Source organism: Janthinobacterium sp. Mn2066 (assembly GCF_049319705.1).
Taxonomy (GTDB): domain Bacteria; phylum Pseudomonadota; class Gammaproteobacteria; order Burkholderiales; family Burkholderiaceae_D; genus Janthinobacterium.
Genome location: NZ_JBMOUF010000016.1, coordinates 53,076 through 71,981, shown reverse-complemented (window position 1 = coordinate 71,981; position 18,906 = coordinate 53,076). Strand labels below are relative to the sequence as shown.

General features: G+C 57.5%; 12 protein-coding genes. 7 read left to right on the top strand and 5 right to left on the bottom strand.

The window, feature by feature from the left end; all coding sequences use genetic code 11:
* The first annotated feature begins 2 nt into the window (after positions 1-2).
* The 3 genes from ACL9RI_RS25310 to ACL9RI_RS25300 all read left to right on the top strand — a co-directional run bounded on the left by ACL9RI_RS25310 (position 3) and on the right by ACL9RI_RS25300 (position 6,813).
* Positions 3-4,196, top strand: coding sequence for an SAV_2336 N-terminal domain-related protein (locus ACL9RI_RS25310; protein ID WP_422729235.1), 4,194 nt, complete (start codon positions 3-5; stop codon positions 4,194-4,196).
* A 461-nt stretch (positions 4,197-4,657) separates the two neighbouring features.
* Positions 4,658-6,505: a DUF4209 domain-containing protein gene (locus ACL9RI_RS25305; RefSeq protein ID WP_422729234.1), complete on the top strand. Its 1,848-nt coding sequence runs from the start codon at positions 4,658-4,660 to the stop codon at positions 6,503-6,505.
* 92 nt (positions 6,506-6,597) lie between these two features.
* Positions 6,598-6,813 carry a helix-turn-helix domain-containing protein gene (locus ACL9RI_RS25300; RefSeq protein WP_422729273.1) on the top strand — a complete coding sequence of 72 codons (216 nt, stop codon included), beginning with the start codon at positions 6,598-6,600 and terminating at the stop codon, positions 6,811-6,813.
* A gap of 176 nt (positions 6,814-6,989) precedes the next feature.
* Here the strand turns inward: ACL9RI_RS25300 and ACL9RI_RS25295 are convergent, their stop codons facing one another.
* The 5 genes from ACL9RI_RS25295 to ACL9RI_RS25275 form a co-directional block, all read right to left on the bottom strand.
* Positions 6,990-8,372 carry a hypothetical protein gene (locus ACL9RI_RS25295; protein ID WP_422729233.1) on the bottom strand — a complete coding sequence of 461 codons (1,383 nt, stop codon included), beginning with the start codon at positions 8,370-8,372 and terminating at the stop codon, positions 6,990-6,992.
* Between the two features lie 98 nt (positions 8,373-8,470).
* Complete coding sequence (locus ACL9RI_RS25290; RefSeq protein ID WP_422729232.1) at positions 8,471-9,457, bottom strand: ATP-binding protein; 987 nt, start codon at positions 9,455-9,457, stop codon at positions 8,471-8,473.
* A gap of 8 nt (positions 9,458-9,465) precedes the next feature.
* Positions 9,466-11,535: a Mu transposase C-terminal domain-containing protein gene (locus ACL9RI_RS25285; RefSeq protein ID WP_422729231.1), complete on the bottom strand. Its 2,070-nt coding sequence runs from the start codon at positions 11,533-11,535 to the stop codon at positions 9,466-9,468.
* Complete coding sequence (locus ACL9RI_RS25280) at positions 11,478-12,119, bottom strand: hypothetical protein (protein ID WP_422729230.1); 642 nt, start codon at positions 12,117-12,119, stop codon at positions 11,478-11,480. The genes ACL9RI_RS25285 and ACL9RI_RS25280 overlap by 58 nt, the downstream gene beginning before the upstream one ends.
* A gap of 547 nt (positions 12,120-12,666) precedes the next feature.
* Entirely contained in the window at positions 12,667-13,008 is a 342-nt protein-coding gene (locus ACL9RI_RS25275; protein ID WP_422729229.1) for a ribonuclease E inhibitor RraB, read from the bottom strand.
* 372 nt (positions 13,009-13,380) lie between these two features.
* Between ACL9RI_RS25275 and ACL9RI_RS25270 the strand changes: the two genes are divergently transcribed.
* The 4 genes from ACL9RI_RS25270 to ACL9RI_RS25255 all read left to right on the top strand — a co-directional run bounded on the left by ACL9RI_RS25270 (position 13,381) and on the right by ACL9RI_RS25255 (position 18,831).
* Positions 13,381-15,324: an FTR1 family protein gene (locus ACL9RI_RS25270; RefSeq protein WP_422729228.1), complete on the top strand. Its 1,944-nt coding sequence runs from the start codon at positions 13,381-13,383 to the stop codon at positions 15,322-15,324.
* Between the two features lie 66 nt (positions 15,325-15,390).
* The gene (locus tag ACL9RI_RS25265; protein WP_422729227.1) at positions 15,391-15,789 is read left to right on the top strand and encodes a DUF2946 domain-containing protein; all 399 of its coding nucleotides are present in this window, start codon (positions 15,391-15,393) and stop codon (positions 15,787-15,789) included.
* A 154-nt stretch (positions 15,790-15,943) separates the two neighbouring features.
* Positions 15,944-18,268 (top strand): TonB-dependent receptor, encoded by a 2,325-nt coding sequence (locus ACL9RI_RS25260; RefSeq protein ID WP_422729226.1) that lies wholly within the window; start codon positions 15,944-15,946, stop codon positions 18,266-18,268.
* 131 nt (positions 18,269-18,399) lie between these two features.
* Complete coding sequence (locus ACL9RI_RS25255; protein WP_422729225.1) at positions 18,400-18,831, top strand: EamA family transporter; 432 nt, start codon at positions 18,400-18,402, stop codon at positions 18,829-18,831.
* Positions 18,832-18,906: the final 75 nt, after the last annotated feature.

Below are 18,906 nucleotides of genomic sequence, written 5' to 3'. Positions count from 1 at the left end.
GCATGATCGCTACCCTGCTCGATGCCCTGCACCAGGCTGGCATCGTATTTACCTCGCGCGAGCTGCAGGATATTGTGCTTCTGGCCAGCCGCATGGACTCGCGCCGCGCGCATAATGGCGAGGCCGGCGATGACACCAGGGCCGTGCTGGAGAGCCCCGCGCCAGCAAGCGCCCCCGCTCCCCGGCAGGATACGTCCGATCGGGCTGAGGTGCCCGCCATGGCGGCGTCGGCCACGCCCGCTGCGTCGGCGCTGGAAGGGGCACAGGCAGCCCTGCACGCGGCTGTCACCACCGGCACTGTGCGTGGCAATACGCTGCGCGTTGCTGGCGTGGCACCGCTACCCGCGCCTACCGGCTACCGCCGCGCCCTGTATCCATTCATGCGCCGGCTGGTCACCCCGGACGCGGGCTCTCTGGACGAGGAAGCCACCGCCACGCAGGCTGTGGAGACGGGAATCTGGATGCCGGTCCGCCGGAGCGCGCGGGAGCGGTGGTTTGACGTCATCCTGCTGGTGGAAGACTCGCCGTCCGTCGACCTGTGGCACGAGGCGATTGCGCAGCTGGCGCAAAACTTGCATAACCATAGCGGCATGCGCAGTGTGGCGGCCTATCGGCTGGTAATGGGCTCGACGCAGCACCTGGTATCCATCGGCTCTGGCACGCGCCATCCTCTGGCGGTATTGCGTCAGGGCGGTGCGCGCCAGCTGATCGTTTTCGCCACCGACGGCACCAGCGTCCTCTGGCGCGACGGCCGGCTGCACAGCCTATTGACCCGTTTGGCGGCTACAACCCCGGTGAGCGTCCTGCAACTGCTGCCCCGGCACGCCTGGCGCTACACGGCGCTGGGCGCGCCTGGCATCGAGCTGCAGGCCGGCTGGCCCGGCCAACCCAATGCCGCCATGGCGGCCGACGTGCCGTGGTGGTTGGACGACGTGGGCGCGGTGAACGCGCTGCGCCTGCCTGCGCTGAGCCTGGATCTGACCGATACGGCGCAGTGGGCGCGCGCCATGCACGCGCAAGGTGATGCCCGTGTGCCCGGCTGGCTCCTGCCGGCCCCGCTCCCTGTTCCCAACCCTGAGATAATCGCGGCTACTGCGACCGCTGAGGCGCCGGGGGCTATCGATCCCGCGCTGCACATCGCTAGCTTCCAGCACATGGTGTCGGCACAGGCCTACGACTTGGCCGTGTTCCTGTCCGCCATCGATCCGCTGACGGTGCCGGTAATGCGCCTGGTACAACGTGCCATGCTCCCGTCCACCGGCACCGACGTGCTGGCGGAATTCTTCGTCGGCGGCCTGCTGGAGCTGAGTGGCCCAGCGGACGCGCCGCGTGACGAGCGCCAGTACCGCTTCCGGCCGGGCCTTCGGCAAGAGCTGGCAGGCGCGCTGCGGCTGAGCGAGGGCCAGCGGATCGAGGACCAGCTGCGCACGGTCGGTAATCTGATCGCCGCGCAGGGGGGCGGCGCCGCCACGGTAAAGGCCAGCTTTCCCGCACCAAACGGCCACCCGATGCTCTGCGAATGGAGCCTGCCGTTTGCGCAGGTGTCACTGCACGCGCTGAACCGGATCGAACAGGCCGGGGCGGCGGTTCAGCTCACGGCTTCGATGACGGCTGAGGCCTACGTTGAACCCGCGCTCGTACCTGTGACCGCACCGCTGGTGACTGGCAACCTACGCATCCTGCATCTATCTGACTTGCATGCAGGGGAGCACCAGCGCCAAGCTTGGCACGAACGCAAAGAATTCGGCGTCGCATGGGACGAGAACCTGCGCACGCTTAACGCTCATGGTGGCGTTGACATGGTATGTATTTCGGGCGACCTTACATGGAATGGTGAGCCCGAACACTTCGAGCAGCTTTCGGTCTTTCTGGATCGCACCCTATCGGTGCTGGGCTTGACGAACAGCAGCGTATACGCGATTCCTGGTAACCATGACATGGCGGTGCAGCAGTTTACCCCGCTGTACACAGCCGATTCTAAGGATATATTTGCGAAAACTAGCAACTATCGCCGCTGGGCCAGCAGCTACTTGGGCCGCAACTATGACGAGGCCAACGCGCCCTACGCGGACTGTACTGTCTTCGCCAACCACGGTTTTGTTCCCGTGCGCGTGCTGGAATGGGGCAGTTCATGGACCATGCTGAACCCTGCCAGCCAAGGCGCTGCTATCGAGCAACTGCAGGGGTTGCTGGATGAAAGGCGTCGCGACAGCAGCGCGTGCATCAGCATTTTGCTCAGTCACATACCGCTGTCTGCAATGCCACGGGCGGAAAGTGTCGAACGATTACTGCAGAAGAGCGGCGTGCACCTAGTGCTGCATAGTCACTATCGCACTGATGACGAGAGCGGCTGGTCCATGGCGGCCGGCTCGTCCATGCTGGTCAGCCGCGTTACTGGCACCGCCAGCCGCTCAAACGACCGCGGCAATATGCTGCTGCTGGACTTCATGGTCACGCCGTCGCAGGCGTTGCCGAGCAGGTGCTGGCAGCGCTACTGGTCGTTCAAGAAAGGGCGCTGGGAATCCCTGGGAGCCGCGTATTGGGATGAACAGGGGCATCCATATTCGCTCAGCGGCCCACGGCCCTCACCAGCACGGCAGGTGCCGTTCATCGGACGGCACGCGGAAATGGACGCGCTCGACTCCGCAGTGCAAGCGGGCGTGCCATTCTGGATTAGCGGTCGGGAAGGAATCGGCAAGACGGCGATCGCGTATGAATATTTCAGCCATCGGCCGGACCTACCGGTCGAATGGCTCGATGCAGGCACGGAAGGCGATTTACGCTTCGAAATGATGCGCGCAACGGGAAAATACTATGCGCCAGATGTGTTCTACCAGCGCCTGCGCATGGAGTTGAAAAAGCGCCGCAGTTTGCTGGTCATCGATAACATCAACACAGCCGAGCAAGCAGCTGCTCTCCAAGCTTTCCTGCACGAATTGGAAGGCTGGCCCGTACTAATATTGTCGCGGTTGCCGGTACCGCCATGGCTGCGCCAGCACTTGACATTGGGGCCACTGTCCGAATCCGAGTCTGCGGAATTAATTGGTGCTGCGTCGCCACATAGGTACATTCCGGCCAGCACGCGGCGCGAGCTGATCGATGCCTCGGGAGGTGTGCCGAAGAAGCTGATAGAAACGGTACACACGCCAGTTACCTCGGCTGCCGAACTGAATAGCTATCAGCACGAGTTGATCGAGGCAGCTTTATCCGCTACCCGGAAGGCGCGTAATCGTGGCAACCGCAAGGCAGGAGTCTTGGTGCAACCCGCTGGCTCGGGCTCAATGTCGATCTTGACGGGATATCTGCAACGCTGCCACCAGGCATTACGTCTGTCGCACAGCGTCATCGTCATCGATCAAGCTGACCTCGCCGATATGCTTCTGCAGAGGTTTTCACGAGGTGAATTGTTGACCGCTCTGGCGCCTCATTCCGCAAAGGAACTGGAACACTTGCTTAACGCCGAAACTGATTCAACCGTGCTGATCACGACAGTTGAACAAATGGAACTGCTGAAGGTGTGCGAGGCGACATGTATCGTTGTCTTTTACAAGATGCGCGCACCGTCTAGCCACCTGATGGAAAAATTTCCCAGCAGCACATCGATCGTGTTTGCTGATCATCCTTCGGAGACATTAAAAAAATTCGGCTCGCAGATCAACATGCCGAAAAAACCTGGCCCGAATCGCAGCATGCTCTTCGAACTTCCTACTATGCCGGTGCCGTTTCTGCGGCGTGGTAATCTGAATTATCACCTGATTAGCGAAGTGGCTGGCTTTATTTCGCGTAACTTGTCGAAGCGCCCTAATTCTGTGCCATCCCTGTTGCTAATCATCGTGCCCAATATTCCCTGCGCTATAGCCCTCAGCGCCGAACTTGAGGCGCAGCTAACTGTCGAAGGATATATCGTCAACGCCACCACCAAAATGGGCCAACGGGAATGGCTGAATTATCGCTCCGGCGACTACGACAAGCCTAGCCTCTATGTCGTGACCAGCAACCAGGTTACGCACGAGCGGTTTGAGGTGCCGGCAGTCTGCTATGTGTGCTGTCCCTTGTCACAGCCCGCGCAAAGCAATCTGCTGGCCAGCGTGACAAATGCGCGCGAAAGCTCCTCAAGCCCTGTAGTCGTTGACTTGGCAGGCAACGGCTTGCAGGAAAAAATGACACGGATGCTGAACCGGTGGGAAGGACTCTAACGTACAGCATCCAGTTAGGCTTAAACGCGTGCGTCCATCTTTTAAACACTTCAAGATGGTTCAGCAAAAAAAAGGCGAGCCGATGACTCATATCAAACCGCAGCCTTATTCGGAAAATACAGCGATAGTTTAGGGCTATCCAGTCAGAGTAAGTCAAAGTCAATAGCCTCCTGGACACGCTTGATGCTTTCTCCGATGATTTCGATGTGCATATAGTATCGCCGTTGAGTGCCCTATAGACACCTCGCACTTGCAAGCGATGCAGGTAAGCTGATATCCCAAGACTTCCTTGATGCGCATCTATGCCAATTTTTTCGCCGGCTTTGCACCACGCTTACTATTGTAAACATGCCCCAGGGGCTCTTAAGCGTACCTGAGGCCACCCCTGCGAGCCATCCGCCTGCGGTCCGTCAGTTTTTGATAACATTGTAGTCTGATCATTCCAATTACCCCTCTCTAACATGCCCGATCCAGTCGCTCAGGAATTCCTCCCTATCACCCTACAGGACGCGCTCGACAGCGGAGCTTTCGATGTTATCAACGATTCCGAAGGCCAAGAGTCGTTCGCGCTTTTGGCCGCCTTAGATGCTCTGATGGTCACCAAAAAAGCGTCCGGTTTGGCCGGCCAGGCTGAGGTTGCCCAATTGTTGAAGAGTTGTTACTCAATGCGCCTCGATGCGGGTAACAAGACTGAACCGTTTCAGCCCTCACTCAGACTGTCTAATGGGAATACTTCGGCAAAACCGTACCACCTGCCTCAGGAACATATTCAACTGCTCGCGGATGCATACAATCAGATAAAGCCAGCGGCTCGACGAGCACATTTAGCGGACATAGTTGGTCTGATGATCCGGAAACGCCGGATCGACCATGTTATCGCAGCGATCGACGCCTATATGGTCACGTCTCTTGATCCCGACAGCTGGTTTGATGGCGGCAAACAACACTGGCATCGAGCACTAGCCCTGGCGCTGTCCTTCCGTACCGGAATTGGTGCTCGCCTTGATCTGATAGTAAATGCCCTATTTTCCGCCTTTGAGAAGGCGTGTGAGGGTGCAATGGATGCAACCCCACTTTGGTATTTGCGCCCCTTGCGGGCTGAAGAGATTGACACGCATGCTGCAGTCACCGCTTCCCATCTTCGACAACTTGCTGACGGCCATAAATCCCAAAGTCGCTATTCTATGGCGGTACATATGTACCAGGCCGCCGCCTATTGGTATAGCCGTACAGATAATGCAGAAGGCGCCGCGGCTATGTTGAACGAACGGGCGGTCGTGACGGAAACTACCGCCGACGGTTTGATGTCGGGACTGCAGAGTCAGTCTTTTTATACGGATGCACTACGCTACTACCGGGAGATCGACGGCAAGTATCATAGAGCGCTGCAGGTGCGCGCGGCAATCGACCGTGTGCTTGGGAAACTCGAGGCAGCCGGGATGGCTGCGATTAGTGAAATGCAGATCGTGCGGATCTCAGGACCGAGTATTGACTTCGCCAAGATGGTCGAGAGCGCCGTCAGCCGCGTTCGTGGCAAGAGCGCCTTGGAAGCTTTGGTGGAGTTTGTGGAACTCGATCCGTGGCCTTCACGTACACGCTATCTAGCGCAAGCAAAAGAAGTCGCAAAGGTTGGAGTTATGGACTCCATCATGGGCAGCACTCATCTAGCGGCCGATGGGCGGCAAATAATGAAGGTGGGACCATTGACTGGTGATGAGGATAAGGATGCCGATGTCATGGAAATGAAGGCCATAAAGGCATTTGTGCTTTATGCTGAACTTACAGCCAAGGCGGCACTCAGCCCCTCCTTGTCCCAGATTTATATGGAGCATTCACTGTCCTTGTACGACTTCCAGGTGATCGCAAGCGAATGCCCAATCGTACCGCTGTCCCATTCAGATGCCGTAGCACAAGGCCTGTATGCTGGCTATCAGCGCGATTTCGTTACATCTCTGCATATCCTACTGCCACAGTTCGAAAACATCGTTCGGGGTCTCCTGAAAAACGCCGGTGTTATAACTGCGAGGACTGACATCGATGGCATTTCGATGGAGGTCGGTCTATCTACTCTAGTTGCTGACCCGCAAATGCTGAGCACGTTCGGTCCTAACGCAACATTCGGGATTAGAGCCCTGATGTGTGCCCAAGTTGGGCCGAATTATAGGAATGATATAGCACACGGCCTCGCAAATTCAGGCAGCTGCCATACTTTCATCGGTCTCTACACCTGGTGGTTCATTCTCAAGATGGTTTTCTTGCAATGGCACTTAGCAAGACAGCTTACTGCTGAAGGGAGTGGAGAATCGTGAGCATCATGTTCATGTACCAATCTGCTCGACAACGCTGTGAAATATACGCCTGACTGCGGCGAGATCGACATCTTGCTCAAGCTTGATGAAGCATCTCTGGAGCTATCGGTGGCGGACACCTTCGGGATCAAGTTCCGTTGAGAGAAATTGCCAAACGCCTCGGCATCTCACGAAACACCGTCCGGCGCTATCTGCGATCGGAAACCGCTGAGTCATTATATGCAGAGCGGCGATCAGTTAGCGGATTAGACAAATACTCGCTGCAACTATCCGGGTGGATCAAAGCCGAGACGACTAAGCCGTGTTAGCAGCGGCGCAATTTGAAGCAAATCTATGAGAACCTGAAAGAGCTGGCCTATGCAGGGTCATACGACCGCGTGCCAGCGTTTGCCAAGCGCTGGAAGGCGGGTCAAACAGCGTGGGAGCAAACGAACGCAACCACACAATTGAGGCTCTTGGTCGACGATTAACTTGCCATGAGATTTCAGCGACAAATTTGACTCAGTTGAGTGGCATGCCACTGATGATGCGCTTTACTGACACGTGCTGGCGACGATCCGCGAAGTAAACCATTGAAAGGTGTGAATATGATTGGGATGCCATCCCTAGAATCGGCACGTGTAAGAACCCAGTGGGTGACGGCCTGTACCGCGGACGACTGCGCTTCCCAGACCATTGATGTGCCTTCCGCTACAGTTACTTCGCTTTCGAGTGCGCTGTAGCTCGCTAAGCAAACGCTGGCAAAGATATGCGCAAGCATCCATTCCTTTCGTGCAATTGGCCATTCGTCCGGATATGGTGCAGGGCGAGCCTGCAGCCATCCCAGTATCCCGTAGTATTCCTTACGCTTTGTAGCGTCGAGATATCTTGGCGTGCCGCATCCTTCCCAAAGCATGCGCCAACGAATGTACGCTGCCGCGCTCGGGCAAAAACTTGCCGTAGTGGCACCTCGCATGTCCCACCAGATATGCCGGCATACAGCAACAACGCAATGACGATGTCCGCCGAGTTTGTGTTTCATTCGCCGTTTTAAGGCCTGATAGACTTGCAGAGCAACGCGCATCTCTTCGCTAGTCTGAAACCTATCCGGCGTTGTATTCTGAGTATTCCGCCCAAGTCGCTCAAGCAGCCGGTCCTCGCTAGCAGAACCACACCCACAACTGGCCTTTGATAAAGAAGTCAGGGGCAGACAGTACTGGCCGTGATTGCTCGCCATCTCGTCGAGAACCTGCCCAACAAAAGTGATGTATCCAGTCGATTGGTGTTCGCGTTTGCCATGCAGGCCCAGGTCACCGCATTGACCCGTGACCATCGGCACGGTCTGCGAAACAGCCTGAAGGTGGTCTATTTCGGTCACATACTTGTGCATTAAGCTAATTCTGGCGATGTGTTCCGAGCGCACTTCCGGAACCCAGCTGCGCGCCGCCATGATCCTGGGTCCCAGTTCCTCTGAACACCGTGGGCATTTGAAAGGGTTGTCAAAAACAGCAGCACAGAGTTTATAAGGAATGGTTTCATTACATCGCCTGCAGCGGGAAATGAGAGGCTGGTTGTGGATTGGACATTGACTGACAGCGTTCATTTGAGTAAGAGGTAGATGCAAACCCCAAGCCATGCACTGCTCGCACCATTTTAAATTTTCGGAAGACGCACTATGGCCAGGGAACTGGCTGAAGAGAAATGCGTCGGCGAGTTTGACCGGGCTGGTGCTCATCGCAGCACCAATGGCGGATAAGTCGAAAACAGCGTCGTCACGCAGATCGATATTAACAGTTCGTAGCAGCACAGTTCGGCGCTTGCACGTCCTGCTCACGAATACGTTCGCAATCTCCTTTGCTGTTAGCGCATTAAGATATGCAAATTTCATGAGTAGGCCAAACGCTGAATCGTATCCAGTAGACCATTCTGGCCTCCAACACCACTGCGGGGTCTTGCGTGCGAATGTATCCAGAAGAATCTTCACCGCTACACCCATTTGGGCAGCGGGAGACCAAGCCTGATCTCTTCGCAAGCAAGCACATAGGTAGAGTCCAGCACTGCCGAATCCCAAATTACTGACGAAAAGCTGAAGTCGTCGCTATCATATTCATGATACTCCGAGAGAGCACACTCAACGGCCCTCGCAAAGTAGGCCATTGGAATTTCGATTGGCCCACTAAAACCAGCTCCTAGATGAGCTCGCTCGAACGCGGACCAAACCGCATCGGCCTGATCCGCGAGCCGCAACCCAGCCGCGTAAGCTCGCGGGTAAAAGAAGCGGGTAAATTGCCAGGCACTATCGGCTGGGAAGCAAGACTGATCATACGCGAGAAGACATGTGGCCACTTCCTCTGCCGATCTTATACCGCCGAATCTCATCTCGGTGACCATGAACCGCAAGACAATCTGGGTGTCAAGTGATTGGCGCAACGCTGATTTTTGATCGAGAATCTGCGGTTGACCGACCAAGATTGTGATCATCCGAATACCTTTGAGTTCAAGCTGATCGTGCACATCTCGCAACCACTCGTATTCCAATACTTGCAGCTTCTGCGCTTCATCGGCAAAAAACACGATCCAGTCCTTACCCGCGCGGTCTGCGAGCTCGCAGATTTGTTCAATCAAACGCATGCGCTTACGTGAGACTCGGCCGGCTAAGGGTTCAGTATGTCCGGCAGCTGCCAGCAGCGCAGAGAGAAACGCATCTTCCGAACCTGATTTGTGTGTTTCGCACCGGAAATTGATACAAACTGCATCCGGAAAAATTTCCATCAAATAACGAATGATGTATCTGATTGCTGAGGTTTTCCCAAACCGGGGATAACCGTACAGGATCGCACCAGGACTGCGAAGGCGGATTTGCTTGACAACGCGCTTTGTGACTTCGTCAATGGTCGGTGTCGGTACGAGGTAGCGTTTGCCGATAATCGGGTGATCATCAATACTGATAGGCCGCTGATATGTCATATCCATACTGCCTCCTAGAATGTGAACGTCTTGCGCAGCGTAAGATTGAGAGGCACCGCTTTGTCCTTAGGCAATGCTTCGCCAGCCTTCGCCGCTTTTCTCGTGTTGTCGGTGGGCGGACGTTCGCCAAGCGGCGCCGGTCGCAAGGATATGTAGGGTTCCGTCTGATCGGCATCGGCAGGACTCAACTTTCCATTAGCATCCTCAAGTCTTTGTTGTTTAGCGAGTTGGCCGGCAACCAGCTTACGATCGCGCTGCCCCATTCGGAGGCGAACCCACGCTTCGACGGGGTTGTCGCCTTCGCGGATTTCAAGTTTGCGTTCGGCGAGCAGGCGGAAAATTTCCTGTCGCACTTTAAGCGAGTGTGGTGGGATACCCCACGGCCGCGCAGCAGTAAGAATGCCAAGTTCGGTACCGTCCTCGAAAAACACTTTCACTGTACGGATATCGCGAGGATCGAAGTACATTCGCAACTTTTTCCCGATCAATGCCGGACTACTCGCTAAAATTGGATTGGTATAGCGAACATTGCAAAAATTTATATGTGGCCGTAAGCCTTTGAGAGGCGTGCCTTTCACCGTGACCAGCTTTGCTTCTTGTAACAAGCATAGGTTTGTACGTGCGACGTTTGGCATCACACGTATTCGGTCTTTGTTTCGTGCCACCGAGATAGCCATGGCCTCAAGCGGTGTGTGTCCGTCTAGGCCGGGATGGGGCTCGCCGTTATAGTCGGCTAAAAGCACCTCGATCATGTCTTCGAGTTCGTCGAGCGTAACTAGCAAGCGAGTATTGCCTTTCGGGTCACTGAGTTCTCGCTCAATAGCTTGGGGATTGCTACCTAGATTGCCTGGCAACTTGTGCGCGAAATGGCGCGAAACCAAGTGAAAGAAACGTTCGATATGGGGACGGTCATTCGGCTGGCCTGGTGGGCCAAAGTGAGGCCAGCAGCCAATAGTGCGAGTTAATCGACTGATGGTGTCGGCCGCAAGATGCGACTTCGCATTATCGCATCTGAACCAGTCCCAGCAAGCAAATTGCGCTTCTTCGATCACTGCAGACGGGAATCCGCCGCCCTCGCGTATCGCAAGCGTTGGGATGCCATATTGCCGCGGCCTAAAAGGTGTGAGCGCCGCTTGAAGTGCGCAAGCAACATCATGCTTGGAGTATTCTCGACTGAGCGCCAGGTGGTAGCCGACGACGCACCGTGTCGCGATGTCGAGAATTACCAGGATCCAAATCCGGTGCATTTCCACAAGCTGCTCGATTCCCGTACTGCCGCGCAGCTTCACAGTCAGGCGGAGATCGATCTTGTGGCCATCGAATTCCACAACTTCAAACGCACGAGTCGCTGCCGGCACATGCGGCATGATGGTGGGAACAGCACGAGCGGACGAACCGCCAGAGTGTTTAACTGACATCTCAAATGACTCCTTTGCGAGGGAATCAAAGTAGGCGTACAAGGATCGAATGCCCAGCCTTGCCTCGGTGAACGGGTATTCGTTCGCTTTAACCCCCGCCTCTCGGCAGTGCTTCCGGAACGCCATGTGGATTGACCTCATGGACTTACGTATCTCACGTTCCGTGGTAATCTGACGACCTCGCTCCAGGAACGCACGCTTGAGCGAGGCTTCGATACTAGGGTAACGCTGCAGCAACTGCCTGAACGCGCCTGCCTTGCCCCGGCCGTTAAAGCTAACCGGAGCGTACCGCTCGTATTCCTTTATTCGCGCGTAGCGCAATGCGCCGCGGTATCCATATATTCTGCCGTCCTCGTGCATGGACGTGCAACGACGAAAGATGCGGAGCAGCGTTGCACGGTCTATGCCTGTTTCCGAGCTGATCGCTGCGACCGACTTTTCGGGCACAGTAAGGTAGAGAGTGAGCGCTTTTACCCGCCGATCGAACACCTGGCGCTGGTCTTCGGAGAGCGCGGAGACGTCAACGCTCGGCCATGCCTCCATAAGGCGAAAAGTATCTGGGATCGAAGCTCGATCAAATCGGTTACGACCGAATTCCAGTTCAATCTTCATATCACCACAAATGGCAAGGCCGATGAAAAGGGCTGTGAGGCCAAGCTTGGACACGTGGCCACCCCCTTATGGAGCAAGCTGAACAACGCGACTTTCAACAATAGCGGGTCAACTGACGGGAACAGCAGTTCAAGTTGCGTTAGGGTCTGAGGTACGGTGAGCTCGTGGCGGATCGCATCGACCAGTTGGACAGGAACATATCTGCCGAAAGCTGCCAGGTCACGTAGAAGCTGAGCCCAATTTTCAGTGGCCCAAGGATCGCCAAAAGTCGCTTGGGGGCTGACGGTTTTGATCGCTATTTCGCTCTGCCGGCACCAGTTCACAAAGCCTGGCCCGAAAGCGTCATCGACAGGCATATCTTGCGTCTCCGCTTCGGTGAGGACAAACAGTACTTCCTCCTCTCCATTTCGGATCGCATAAAAGTCGATGAGCCGCTTGAATGGTGCATCGTTGATTAGTAGAGGCCGTTCGCAATAATAGGTAACGGCCGGATCACACTCCAACCCGATCCACGCGTTAACAGTATTACGGTGAAACAGGGTCAGGGGACGGCCGATCTTGAGACCGAAAACGTCGAAGCGCTGTGACTTGCCAGTGGGGCGACGAGTTTCCATCGGGAGGTCGAACCGGATTTGCATTCCGTACCGCCTTTCGTTTTCACAATCTGACCAATAGAAAATAGTTCAAGTTATCGTGATGTCAAGGAGGAAATGTCCGATCAGTGCATCCCAGGTTCTTTTAGGACAAAGGGAATGGTTGGAGTACCTACGGGAAGTTCTAGATTTATTGCAAATCTTCGGCATGTATCACTTTTACTTCAAGAATTTATGAACTAAAAATGCAGCTCTCCGCGCTCAACACGGTGATTTTGGCAGGAGAATCGTATGAAGGGAAGTTGCAGATTTACTTCAACGGACGTCTGTGTGCCGCTTTCCGCTCATACCTTCTCCTTGTGCCTCTAATTATGGCTCAGGAGTGTCTACGATTGTCGTGGCGATTCATCGGCAGGGGCCGCGCTCGTTCCTAAAACTTGAGACTCTACCTATGTAATGCTCCGGACGAATCGACATTTTGCGCTCTTTACGTCTCGTCCGAATGATTACGTAAGCACCAGTACGGACGTGCGGCCTGTCATAGCCTTGGATTACACGAAAATTTCAGGGAGTTTCAGCAGATGTTGATGCATTACGCTTCAAAACAGCCCCAACCATCATTATGACCGCCGGATGGAGTCGCCAATAGCTGAAGTTCATCTTCGAAATCAGTCACTTCTTTGTAAGTTGGCAACATCATCACATGGATGCCTACTTGCCAAGTAAAATTTTTATCATCATTTTTTGATGTCGAAACTTTCCATCCTTTTCGCAAGCCATTTACGGCAAAATCAATAGCGTGCTGCTCTTTAGGAACAACCCAAAAGTCGAATTCTCGCTTCTTGGTCAGATCATCTCCGCTTGTATGCATACGCCAAAGCGCGTCTCCGCTAACATCATCTGGAAAAAGAGCATAGTTTCTTATCTCATCCATAAAACCTTCTATTCATAACCGCGCCAGGATGCCAATCCAAAGCCAAGCGCTTTAGTCTCGGCATCTTTGCCACATCAAGAGAACGTTTAGTCTTTGCAAAAGATAGGTTCTCTAAGTCTCGCATACTTCCAGTGCTTCCAGAGAAAACTTAATGTCGCAATGAATATTAATCGATCTCAAGCCATCTGCTGATTATTCTAGCAAGATTCTTGGCGCTGCAGGCCGGCGGTTACGTTCACGCACACCGTTTTGCAGCAAACTGGTCCGAGGCGGTTGACGCTCCTTGGCCTTGCACGCCGTTGACACCCTGCAGTGCCTGTCCTATAGTGGTCGGCTTGATAATGAATGAGAATGAGAATCATGTTCGTGAAGATGAAAAAATGGCTCATCTGCAATCCGCTGGTGGCCGCAGCCGTCTTATCGGCCAGCTTGCTGGCGGGCGGCGCGCAGGCGCAAGGCGCGGATCAAGGGGCCGAAGCCAGGCAGTTGTGGCAACTGATTGATTATGTGGCCGTCGATTACAGCGGCGCCGTCGAGCATGGCAAAGTGGTCAGCGAGGCGGAATACGCGGAGATGCTCGATTTCACCGAGAACGCGGGCACGCAGATCACTGCCCTGCCCGCCCATGCTGCCAAGGCGGGCGTTGCCGCCGCCATCGCCGACTTGCGCGCTGCCGTGATGGCCAAGGCGGACGCGGCCGAGGTCAAGCGCCTGGCGCACCACGCAAATGCCTTGTTAATTAGCGCGTATCCGATACCCGTGGCGCCCAAAGCGCTGCCGAACCTGGCGCGCGGCGCGGCCCTGTATGCGGCCCAGTGCGCTTCCTGCCATGGCGCGGCCGGTGCCGGCGACGGCCCGCTGGCGGCCAGCCTGGAACCAAAACCGATTGCCTTTACAGACCCCGAGCGGGCGCAGTCGCGTAGCCTGATGGCGCTGTACCAGGTGATTTCGCAAGGCGTGGGCGGTACTTCGATGGCCAGTTTCGGCCATCTGTCCGAGAGCGAGCGCTGGGACCTGGCCTTCTTCGTGGGCGGCATGTCGCATGACGCTGCGGCGCGCGCGCATGGCGAAAAATTATGGAAAGATGACGCCCGCGCCAAGAGCCTGTACACGGACCTGGCCGCCGTGACGACCCTGACGCAGGAAGCAGCGGCGGCCAAGCTGGGCGAAGAAGAAGCCCAGGCGCTGACAGCGTATCTGCGCAGCAATCCGGGCCAGGCCGAGGCGCACAAGCCGTCCGGCCTGGCCCTGTCGCGCCTGCGCCTGGCCGAAAGCCTGGCCGCCATGCATGCGGGCGACCGCGCTGCCGCCACGCGCCTGGGCCTGTCGGCCTATCTGGACGGCTTCGAGCCGATCGAACCGATGGTCGGCGCGCGCAATAAATCGCTGCTGCTGGCGGTGGAAAACGCCATGCTGGCGTATCGCTCGGCCGTGGCCAAGGGCACGGTGGCCGAGGCCGACGCGGCCGGCGACAAGCTGCATCAATTGTTTACCCACGTGGAAGCGGAACTGGGCGATGCCAAGGCGGACCCGATGACGACCTTTGTCGGCGCCCTGACGATCCTGCTGCGCGAAGGCGTGGAAGCGCTGCTGATCGTGATCGGCATCATCGCCTTCTTGCGCAAGGCCAAGCGCAACGACGTGCTGCCTTATGTGCATGCAGGCTGGATCAGCGCCTTGGCAGCTGGCGGTTTGACCTGGGTGGCGGCAACCTACCTGGTGACGATCAGCGGCGCCAGCCGGGAAGTGAGCGAAGGACTCGGTTCCGTGTTTGCGGCGCTGGTCTTGCTGAGCGTGGGCTTGTGGATGCACCAGAAGAGCAGCGCCGGGCGCTGGCAGGAATACCTGCACGCCAAATTGTCGGCGGCCATGTCGCGCCGTTCTGCCTGGGGCCTGTTCGCCCTGGCCTTCATCGCCGTCTACCGGGAAGTATTTGAAACGGTGCTGTTCTACTCGGCGCTGGCAGCCGATGGCAATGGCGGCGCCCTGCTGGGCGGTTTCCTGGTGGCGATCGTGCTGCTTGCCCTGATCGCCTGGGCCTTGCTGCGCAGCAGCGCCCGCATGCCGATCGGAAAATTCTTCTCGCTGACCTCCGCCTTCGTGGCCGTGCTGGCCGTGATACTGATGGGCAAAGGCGTGGCCGCGCTGCAGGAAGCGGGCTGGGTGGGCGTGAGCCCCGTCGACTTCATCCGCGTCGATATCCTGGGCATCCTGCCGACCCTGGAAACCCTGGCGGCGCAGGCGGCCATCCTGGCGATCGTCGTGGCTGGCTATGGCTGGAACCGCATAGCTGCTGGCAAGAGCAAGGCTGCCTGATACTGCACCGTAGCGGCACGGATAAATTCCCGTGCCGCTACCGGCATTCTTGCTATACTCCCGCCCATGGGAAAATGGACAAGACGGCAGCGCCTGCATATCTGGATCGCGTGTTTCGCGATACTGATGAATGCGCTCGTGCCGTCGATTTCCCACGCCCTCAATGCCATGCAGCCGCACGGACCGCAGATCACGCAGATCGAGATCTGTACCGTCGATGGCGTCAAATACCTGAATGCCGATGGATCGATCGCGGTCAAGTCGCCGCTCGATTCCGTGCTGCACCACGTCGAGCATTGCCCCTACTGTGTCAGCGACGCGGCCACGCCGCCCTTGCCCACGACCTTTGCCATGCCCTTGCCCATGAAAGCCGGCATGGCGCTATTTCCTGCCCTGTTTTACCTCGCGCCAGAACCGCTGTTTACCTGGTCGCGCCATCAATCGCGCGCGCCACCCGCCGCCTGACCAGTCAATCAAGCTAGCCGACTCAGCTAGCCAAGCCACGTCACTTTACCTTGCCTGCCCGCGCCTGAGCTGCCGCTGCCGCCGTCGATATCGATGGTGGCCATGCCTGCTCGCCGAGACGGCAATCCTTGCTCTATTTGCTCCTGGAATACCGATGAAATTTTCTTCTCATACCAACTTGCTGCTGGCAAGCTGCATGGCCCTGTCCGTACAACAAGCCTGGGCCGACGACCCGATACCGGTCGTGCAAGTCAGCGGCAGCACGCCGGATCCGACCGACGTCCGCTCGCCGGCGACGATAGCTACCGTCACCGCGCGCCAGCTGGAACAGACCAGCAACGTCATGAATGTCGAGGATGGGCTGAAATACCTGCCCAGCATCCTGGTGCGCAAGCGCTTTGACGGCGATACGCAAGCCCCGCTGGCCACGCGCACCACCGGCATCAATGCCAGCGCGCGCAGCCTGGTGATGGCCGATGGCGTGATGCTGTCGGCGCTGGTCAATAACAACAATGGCAACGGTTCGCCGCGCTGGTTCATGGTCTCGCCGGAAGAAATCGACAGCATCGATGTGATGTACGGCCCCTACTCGGCCGCCTACGCCGGCAATTCCTACGGCGCCGTGGTCAAGCTCAACACGCGCATGCCGAGACAGTTCGAGGCCAGCGTCAAGCTCAACGCGGCGTCGCAAAAGTTCGGCCTGTACGGCACGAATGACCGCTATGGCACGCAAGATATCAGCACCACCCTGGGCAACCGCGACGGCGCACTGTCGTGGTTCGTCAGCGCAACGCACCTCGACAGCCACAGCCAGCCGATCACCTTCGGCACGCTGAGCCAATCGAGCAAGCCTGCCGTGCCCGGCGATCCGACGATCAATGGCGCGTATCCCGACCTGAACCGGACTAATGGCGCCATACAAGTCATCGGCGCGGGCAATATCACCCACACGGTGCAGGACAGCGCCAAGCTCAAGCTGGCCTACGATTTTTCGCGTAACGTCAGCGCCGTCTACACCTTGGGCTATTGGCACAACGACGCCGACGCCGGCACGAACTCCTACCTGAGCACGGCCAGCGGTGCACCGTATTACGGCGGCGCCAGCGGCAACGTCAATATCGGCGGCAAATCCTACAGTGCCGGCAGCGTGGCGGGCCAGTTCTCGGCCAACAGCACCACCCAGCAGCACTGGATGCAGAGCCTGGACGTGAAAAGCCGCAACGGTCAGATCTGGGACTGGGACGTGGTGGCCAGCAATTACCGCTACGCCACCGACCTGACGCGCACCTCGGGCGGCTTGTTCCCGGCCGGCCAGAACGGCGGTGCTGGCCGCACTGCGGACGCCGGCGGCACCGGCTGGTCGACACTGGACCTGAGCGGACGCTGGCATCCGGACGGGCTTGCCGGCCCGCACGTGCTCAGCTTCGGCCTGCACGGCGACCAGTTCAAGCTGGTCAGCCCGACTTATAACAGTCTCAACTGGACCAGCGGCGACGAGACCAGCCTGTATAGCAACTCGCTGGGCAAGACCCGTACCGAAGCGCTGTGGCTGCAAGACCAGTGGCGCATCGCGCCCGCGCTGACGGCCACCCTGGGCGCGCGCTACGAGCAATGGCGGGCGTTTGACGGCTATAACTATGCGACGGCCAGCAACGGCAAGGGTTATGCCGTCATCCAGCCGGCGATTGAGCGCAAGGGATTGTCGCCGAAGGCCGCCCTGAACTGGAAGATCGATCCCTTGTGGCAAGCCACGCTCTCGTTCGGCAAGGCGCTGCGCTTCCCGACGGTGGGCGAGCTGTACCAGAACGTGCAGACCGGCACCACCTTTACACAGGCGTACCCTTTCCTGAGGCCGGAAAACGTCAAGTCGGGCGAACTGGCTTTCGAACGCAACGGCGATAACAGCAAGCTGCGCCTGTCGCTGTTCGAAGAGCACGTGAGCGATGCGCTGATCTCGCAAACCAGCTTTATCACCGGCTACGCCACGCCGGTGTCATTCACGCAAAACGTCGACAAGACGCGCCAGCGCGGCATCGAACTGGTCGGTGAACGCCAGAACGCCCTGATTCCTGGCCTGGACCTGAGCGGCTCGGTCACTTATGTCGATGCGCGCATTGTGGCCAACAGCAGCTACGTGCCCTCCACTGCCGGCGCCACGTCGGTCGGCGCGCGCACGCCGTATGTGCCGGAATGGCGCGCCACGGCCATGGCGACTTACCGGCCGGCCGACAAATGGGCCATCACTCTGGCGGCCCGCTACAGCGGCAAGCAATACGGCACGGTCGACAACACCGACGTCAACGGCCACACCTACACCGGTTTCGAAGGTTTCCTGGTGGCCGACCTGCGCGTGCATTATCAGCTCAACCGCCAGTGGAGCCTGGCCGGCGGGGTCGATAACCTCAACAACCGCGATTACTACCTGTATCACCCGTTCCCGCAGCGGACGCTGTTTACGGAGCTGAAGTTTAATTATTAAGCGCCCAGGAGCTGCCGCGCCGGCGATGAGGGCGCGGCGGCTTTCCACTACCGTATTTCACGCAAATGCCTCGATACCCGGGTTGCGCCTGCTACCATCGGGGAATTACTTAGCGCGAAAGGATGCCCCCAATGTCCCCACAATCGAACTGGATCACCTTCGCCCTCGCCTCCGCCTTGTTTGCCGCCCTGACGGCGCTGTTTGGCAAGCTGGGCGTAGTTGGGCTGAACTCCAACCTGGCCACCTTTATCCGTACCGTCGTGATCCTGGCCGTGATCGGCGGCATCGTGTCACTGCGCGGCGAATGGCAGAATCCATCCACCATCAGCGCGCGCAGCTGGCTGTTCCTGGTACTGTCGGCGATCGCCACGGGACTGTCCTGGCTGTGCTATTACCGGGCGCTGCAACTGGGGCCGGTCAGCAAGGTGGCGCCGCTCGACAAACTCAGCGTGGCGCTGGCCATCGTGTTCGGCATCGTCTTTCTCGGCGAAACCCTGACCTGGCCGGTGGCGCTCGGCGGCAGCCTGATCGTTGCCGGGTCCATCATCATGGTGGTTTTTTAGTACGAACAAGATTTATTGACTGACTGGGCACTCTCTTATAATATACGTCCATTACAGATCCATCGTCGATAAAAG